Origin of the sequence: Azonexus hydrophilus, from assembly GCF_905120355.1 — a bacterium.
Taxonomy (GTDB): domain Bacteria; phylum Pseudomonadota; class Gammaproteobacteria; order Burkholderiales; family Rhodocyclaceae; genus Azonexus.
Map to the genome: position 1 here is coordinate 1 of NZ_CAJHOB010000047.1, position 1,217 is coordinate 1,217.

The 1,217-nt window shown below is 65.9% G+C and carries 1 protein-coding gene; it reads right to left on the bottom strand.

Annotated elements, in window-relative coordinates; all coding sequences use genetic code 11:
• Positions 1 to 1,217, bottom strand: a 1,217-nt coding sequence (locus tag JYJ39_RS13905; protein WP_205205241.1) for a hemagglutinin repeat-containing protein, incomplete at both ends; no start/stop codon positions are given.

Sequence of the window (1,217 nt, forward strand, 5' to 3'; positions counted from 1 at the left end):
GCGCTGCGGTAGCTGTGGTCGATCTTCTGGTTCGCGGCGCTGACCGTGCCGCTGCTCGCCCCGTAGCAGATCGGCGGAATGCACAGCGAAACGCTGAAACCGCTTTCACTCTGCCTGTTCTTGTAACGGCTCTGGTCTTGCAGGGTTTCGATGCTCAAGTTCCCGCCAATGTCGGCCACGACCCGTTCGCCCGCCACCTGCGCGCCCTGGAGCGTGGTGTCCTGGCCGCTCTTCAGGGTCAGGGTCTTGCCGGCGACGATTTCGGTGTTGTCGTAGGTGGTGGCGTCCCCGTCGGCCTTGCCCTTCATCTGGCTGGCGCCGATCTGGATGCTGATGCCCGTCTGCTGGCCGATACCCACGGTCACGCCCAGGCTGGCGCTGCTGCCTTTGCTGCGGTTTCTGATTGCTTCCGTATTGACGGCCGCCAGCAGGTCGATATTGCGCTGTGCATCCAGCGTGATGTCGCCGTCGGCCTGTAACTTGGCCCCCACGGCGGTAATGTCGGTTTCGCGGGCGACGACAGTGATGTTGTCCGCCTGGATGCTGGCGCCGCGCTGACTGTGGCTGGCTTCGTGCGTGCTGCTCTTCATTTTGCTGACGCCAACGCTGACCGAGACGCCGAAGGCGGAGCCGTTGCCCTTCGCGCCATCGGCCGCCGCCGCGCCATCGGCTTCGACAGCCAGCGCCTTGCCAAGGTTGTCGTAGGCTTTCCAGCCGTCGTAGCCGGCTTTCAGCGCCAGCGCATTGTCCAGGCGGCGGTTGCCCGTGCCCTGGCGGGACGCTTCGGCCATGTCGTAGGCGCGGGTGATCAGGCTGCCCACCGTCCCGGCCAGCGCCGCGCCCACGGTGACGCTCTTCGACTTGGTCACGCTGTCGAACTGGCTGCGGCTATCGGAGGCCAGCAGACTGACGGCGTTGCCTTCGATCCGCACCGTCTGCCGGGCCAGCAGGTCCGCCCCTTCGCTGGTGACGTTGCCCCGGCCCGTGCCGGCATGGCTGGCGTCCGTACCCGCGATGATCGTGAGAGCGCCGCCATTGGCCGACAGCAAACTGGCCGTGGCTTGATTGCCCGAGGCGGCGCTGTCCTGGCTCATTTCAGTCTTGCCGTACAGGGTCTGGCGCGGTGCAGGCCCGGGAATGATCGCCAGGCTGCTGCCGCTGCTCTTGAAACGGTAGTCTTCGGTAAAGCGGTTCTCGGCCGCCAGCAGATTAACGTC